The sequence below is a fragment of the Frankia sp. CeRuru1 genome (assembly GCF_977966315.1).
In genome coordinates this window covers 1-5,228 of sequence record NZ_CDWWEW010000359.1, presented here as the reverse complement: position 1 = coordinate 5,228, position 5,228 = coordinate 1, and the positions used below count along the sequence as shown (strand labels likewise).

The following is a 5,228-nucleotide window of genomic DNA, read 5'->3' as shown; positions in this document are numbered from 1 at the left end:
GGGACCGGGCCGCGTTGTTTGGCGTCCCCGTCGACCCCACGGGCGATCCGGCCGGCGGGCCGCGGGTCCTCGTCGCCCGGGACGACGCCGATCTGGAGCGGTTCGCCCTGCTCGATCCGGATCGGGCGGTCGTCGTCTGGAACGTGGGCGGGCGCAGCGAGCTCGCGCTGGTCGATCTGCCCACCGGACGGTCACTGACGCTGCCGCCGCTTCCCCGCGACGTCGTCACCGGCGTGCTCGTCCGGCCCGGGGGCCGGGAGCTCGTGCTTGCCCTGGATGGTGCTACCAGGCCGGGGGAGATCTGGACCTGGGATCTCACCGCGCCATCCGCCGGCTACCGTCGGCTGATCTCGCACGCTCCCGTCGAGGCGGTGACTATCCCGGGACCGCGGGTTGTCCTGAATATCGACGTCGACGGTCCGGGATTCGACAGCCCGGAGCCCGCCGGGCCACCCGGGCCACCCGCGCCATCCGCGCCATCCGCGCCGGCGCGCGTACCCGGGATCCCCGGGCCCCGCACCGGTGACCACCCGCGGCTGGTCCGTCCGGTGCCGTGCGCCCTGCCGGCCCACGACGGCCGGGAACTGTCCGGTTGGTGGTACCGCCCGCACGGCCCGCGAGGACCGGTCCCGACCCTGCTCCACCTGCACGGCGGCCCGGAGGCGCAGGAGCGTCCCGTCTACAACCCGCTGTTCCAGGCCGTGCTCGCCCGGGGGATCGCGGTGTTCGCGCCGAACGTGCGCGGCTCCACCGGATTCGGCCGGTCGTTCGAGGAGGCGGACCACACCCATCGTCGGTTCAGTGGCATCGCCGACGTCCGCAGCTGCGTGACGCATCTGGTCGCGACGGGCCTGGCCGACCCGGACCGGATCGGCGTCGCCGGCCGCTCCTACGGCGGCTATCTGACGCTGGCGGCGATGGTCCACTTCCCGGAGCTGTTCCGGGTCGGGGTGGACGTCTGCGGGATGGTTGATCTGGAGAGTTTCTATCAGTACACCGAGCCGTGGATCGCCGCGTCCGCGGTCACCAAGTACGGTGATCCACGCACCGAGCCGGCGTTGCTGCGGGCGCTGTCCCCGCTGCACCGGATGAGCGCCCTCGCCGCGCCGCTGCTCGTCGTGCACGGGGAGAACGACACCAACGTCCCGGTGATCGAGGCGGAGCAGACGGTCGCCGCGGCCCTCGCTCGCGGCGTCGACTGCCGTTACCTGCTCTTTCCCGGCGAGGGGCACGAGATCGCGGATCTGCGCCACCGCAGGTCGTTCGTCCGAGCCGTCGTCGACTGGCTGACCCCCCGGCTGCTGGCCCTCTGACTCCCCCACCCCCGACCGCCGGACGGCTGACGGCCGGGGGGAGGGACTGCGGAGGGATCTCAGAGCCGGCGGGTGAAGTGGAAGGCCGCGATCGTGAAGCCGGTCCGCAGGTAGAGCCGGTGCGCCTCGTAGCGGTGGGTGCCGGCGTCGAGATGGATATGTTCGCAGCCGAGCCGGCGCGCCTCCCGTTCACTCCAGGCGAGCAGCCGGGTGGCGTGCCCCCGCCCCCGCGCCGCCAGGATCGTGGACAGGTCGTCGATGACCAGATGCCGCCCGTAGGCGAGCGAGGTCACCTGCCGGAATCCGACCGCCGCGACCACCCGTCCCAGCTCCCCGTCCCACGACGCGACCAGGCGGTATCCCTCGGGGCGCTGGACCTCGTTGACGAGCTTGACGAACCCGGTGGAGGTCAGATGCGGCCGAAGCTGCCGCATGGGGTCGAACGCCAGCCAGGTACGATCCGCCTCCAGCTCCTCGATCTTCACATACCGTATTCTTGCAGCTTCACCAGGTGAGCCGATGTCCCCGGACGGGTGGAGCGCTCAGAACCAGCCGCGGCGGCGGCCCAGGTGCTCCAGCTGCTGGTGGAGCAGCCCGGCGAGCTGGTGCCGGTCGGTGTCGTGGTGGCCAAGCCGGAACCGGCTGAGCTCGTCGCCGCCGGAGGACAGCAGCCCGCCGCGGCGGTCGGCCTCCAGGACGACGTCCACCCCGGAGCCGTCGACGAGGAAGGTGACTTCCAGTTCGGAGATGCGCCGGGCGTACTCGCCCGACGGCTTCAGCTCGATCTCCTGGTAGAAGGGCAGGTCGGAGCCGTGTAGGCGGCCCTTCTCGACGTCGGCGGACCTGAAGTGGAAGCCGAGGTCACCGAGGGAGGTGAGCACCGCCTCCTGGACGGGCAGCGGGTGCACGTTCACCGCGTCGAGGTCACCCGGGTCCACCGCCCCGGGGATGGCCAGCTTGGTCCGCACCCCGATCTTCATCCCGTGCAGGTGCCACCCGCCGATGTCGGTGATCGGGGTCTGCCACGGCACGGGCAGCTCGAAGCGGCCGCTGATCTGCTGCTCCGGGTGGATAGTGAAGTCGCCGCCGATCTGCTGGGTACCGAAGGTGATCTGCTCGTGCCAGGTCGAGTCGTCGGTCTCGACCTCGACGGTCGCCTCGAGCGTGACGAGGACCTTCTCGATCTTCTGCTCGACCTTGCCGCCGGTAACGGTGGTCAGACCGGTCACGACCTGGCCCGGCAGGGTCTCCGGACGGTCCAGCACGGTCTCGACCTCGGCCCCGCCCACGCCGAGCCGCGACATGAACCGCTTCATCCCCATGGGTGCCCGTCCTCTTCCATTCCCATTCTCGTGTGTGCGTAGGACACGTTCTCACATCCGCAGGACGACCGGACCGCCGGAACCGCTCCCGGGTCGGCAGGGTGACAGCGGGCGGGGCGCGTCAACGGGCCGGTGGCGCGGATGGGGTACGGCGTCCGGCTTCGGGGCGAACCGGTACCATTCCGCTTCGTGACCTGCATCGTCGGGGTACAGCAGGACGGCCGGGTCGTGATCGGTGGGGACAGCGCCGGTGTCGCCGGCTGGTCTATCACTGTCCGTGCGGATACCAAGGTATTTCGTAACAGTGAGTTCATTATGGGGTTCACTGATTCGTTCCGGATGGGCCAGCTGCTCCGCTACAGCCTCGTGCCCCCGGTCCCGCAGGACTGGGATCTCGATCGGTTCATGGCGACGGACTTCATCGCGGTGGTCCGGGACTGCCTGCGCGACGGCGGCTTCGCCCGCAACGACTCCGGCAATGAGAGCGGCGGGCTGTTCCTGGTCGGCGTCCGCGGACACCTCTACCGCATCGACTCGGACTACCAGATCGGCCGCAGCGTGGACGACTACTACGCGGTCGGCAGCGGCGACGAGTACGCCTGCGGCTCGCTGCACAGCACCCGGGGCCTCGACCCGAAACAGCGGGTCCGGATGGCGCTGGAGGCCGCGGCCCACCACTCGACCGGGGTGTGCCCGCCGTTCCACATCATCTCCTCCGACGACATCTCCTCCGACGACGTGACCACCTACGACGCCCCGGACTGACCGGACGCCCCGGACTGGCCGGACAGCGGTCAGCGGTGGAGCCGTTCCGCGGCCAGTGCGGCGAAGGCCGACGTGCCGGCGAGCGGTTCGAAGCGTTGCGCGGCGGCGGTCAACGTGCCGTATTCGTCCTCGGTGAGCGTGATGTCGGCCGCGGCGGCGTTGCTCTCCACCTGGGCGACGCTGGACGCCCCCGGGATCGCGACGACCGACGGATGATGGATCGCCCAGGCCAGCGCGATCTGGGCGGGGGTGGCGTCGTGCGTGGCGGCGACCTCGCGTAGGACGTCGAGCAGCGGGGTGGCGCGGGCCAGGTTCTCGGTGAGGAACAGCGGGTTTATCGCGCGGATCCGCCCGGTCGGGCGGTTCGTGACGTCGTAGCGGCCCGAGAGCAGCCCCTGGCTCAGCGGGCTCCAGGCGATCACGACCCGGGACTCCCGGGCGGCGAACGCCAGCAGCTCCTCGCCCCGCCTGCGCCGAACCAGGCTGTACTCGACCTGGTTGGACAGGATGGGCGCGCCGAGCGCCGCCTCGGCGTCCTGCCAGCGGGTCAGCGAGTAGTTGCTGACCCCGACGTCCCCGACGAGGCCGATGGTGCGCAGCGCCGCCATCCCGCGCATCGTCTGGCCGTCCCTGATCACCGGATTGGGCTGGTGGACCTGGTACAGGTCGATGCGGTGCACCCCGAGCCGGTTCGCGCTCGCGACCGCCCGCTGCTCGACGATCGGAGCCAGCGGGAGCACGGGGAACACCTTCGTCGCCACATACGCCCGGTCCAGCGCGTCCGGGATCCCGGCCAGCGCCGAGCCGAGGATGCGTTCGCTGCGCCCCATCCCGTAGATCTCGGCGGAGTCGAACAGCGTCACCCCGAGTTCGAGGGCCCGGCGCACGATGCGCCCGGCCTCGGTGTCGGCGTAGCTCGCCCCGTACCCCCACTCCCTGGACCCGAACTGCCAGGTTCCGAGGCCGATCTTGGATATCTTCTTACTGGTGGCTGTCGTGATGCCCTCGACGTAGCGCATCTGTCCAGTGAACGCCCGACCGTGCCGGAGCGCGAGAGGAGCGTCACCGGTAGCCGCTCCGATGCCGGTGTCGTCGGGGGATCGTCTTGTCCGCGAATCGTCTTGTCCGGGGATCGACAGCGTTCCCGGCGCCGACGTGTTCGGCTGTACCCTCCGGCAGCTGCTAGTTTGCCGGCAATCCGGTTCGTGTGGATGCGGGCGGGTGCCGGCTGGCCGGTTGGGCACGGTAATGCCGGTAGGTAATGGTTGTGCCGGTCCGTCACGGAACGCCAGGTGGAGGGAGCGTGTTGGTCACCCAGTTCAGTCGAGGGCAGAAGGCGCAGCTGTCGACGATCACCCCGGGCACCGACCTGTACGTCGGGATCCAGATCAATGCGCCGGGGGAGTGGGACATCTCCTGCTTCGGCCTGGACGGCGCCGATCGCCTCACCGACGACCGCTACTTCGTCTTCTTCAACCAGCCGGCGTCGCCGGAGAAGTCCATCCAGCTCCTCGGGCCGCAGGCCGGCGACAGTCAGGCGTTCCGGGTCACCCTCGACCAGGTGCCCGCCTCGATCGGCCGGCTGTCGTTCTGCGCCGCCCTCGACGGTGCCGGTAGCGCCTCGGCGATCTCGTCGGGGTACCTGCGGATCGTCGTCGCGGGAACCGAGGTGCTGCGCTACTCCTTCACCGGCGCCGACTTCACCAGCGAGCGCGCCGTGATGATCGCCGACATCTACCGCAAGGGCGTGTGGCGGATCGCCGCCGTGGGCCAGGGGTTCCAGGGGGGACTGGCCGAGCTCATCCGCTCTTACGGCGGTGAGGTCGCC

6 protein-coding genes are annotated in these 5,228 nt (G+C 70.5%); 3 read left to right on the top strand and 3 right to left on the bottom strand.

Features of this window, described 5'->3' with window-relative positions; genetic code table 11:
• A partial coding sequence (locus AC08OP_RS20275; RefSeq protein WP_476615625.1) for an alpha/beta hydrolase family protein occupies positions 1 to 1,313 on the top strand: 1,313 nt, incomplete at its 5' end.
• A gap of 59 nt (positions 1,314 to 1,372) precedes the next feature.
• On the opposite strand, the gene AC08OP_RS20270 is transcribed toward AC08OP_RS20275, so the two are convergent.
• Together AC08OP_RS20270 and AC08OP_RS20265 are read right to left on the bottom strand one after the other, a co-directional pair.
• Entirely contained in the window at positions 1,373 to 1,798 is a 426-nt protein-coding gene (locus AC08OP_RS20270; protein ID WP_011437295.1) for a GNAT family N-acetyltransferase, read from the bottom strand.
• A 57-nt stretch (positions 1,799 to 1,855) separates the two neighbouring features.
• Entirely contained in the window at positions 1,856 to 2,635 is a 780-nt protein-coding gene (locus AC08OP_RS20265) for a sporulation protein (RefSeq protein WP_476600618.1), read from the bottom strand.
• Between the two features lie 189 nt (positions 2,636 to 2,824).
• Between AC08OP_RS20265 and AC08OP_RS20260 the strand changes: the two genes are divergently transcribed.
• Positions 2,825 to 3,400: an Ntn hydrolase family protein gene (locus tag AC08OP_RS20260; protein WP_476592619.1), complete on the top strand. Its 576-nt coding sequence runs from the start codon at positions 2,825 to 2,827 to the stop codon at positions 3,398 to 3,400.
• 29 nt (positions 3,401 to 3,429) lie between these two features.
• Here the strand turns inward: AC08OP_RS20260 and AC08OP_RS20255 are convergent, their stop codons facing one another.
• Complete coding sequence (locus AC08OP_RS20255; RefSeq protein WP_476615624.1) at positions 3,430 to 4,419, bottom strand: aldo/keto reductase; 990 nt, start codon at positions 4,417 to 4,419, stop codon at positions 3,430 to 3,432.
• Between the two features lie 287 nt (positions 4,420 to 4,706).
• On the opposite strand from AC08OP_RS20255, the gene AC08OP_RS20250 reads away from it, so the two are divergent.
• A partial coding sequence (locus tag AC08OP_RS20250; RefSeq protein WP_476615626.1) for a TerD family protein occupies positions 4,707 to 5,228 on the top strand: 522 nt, incomplete at its 3' end.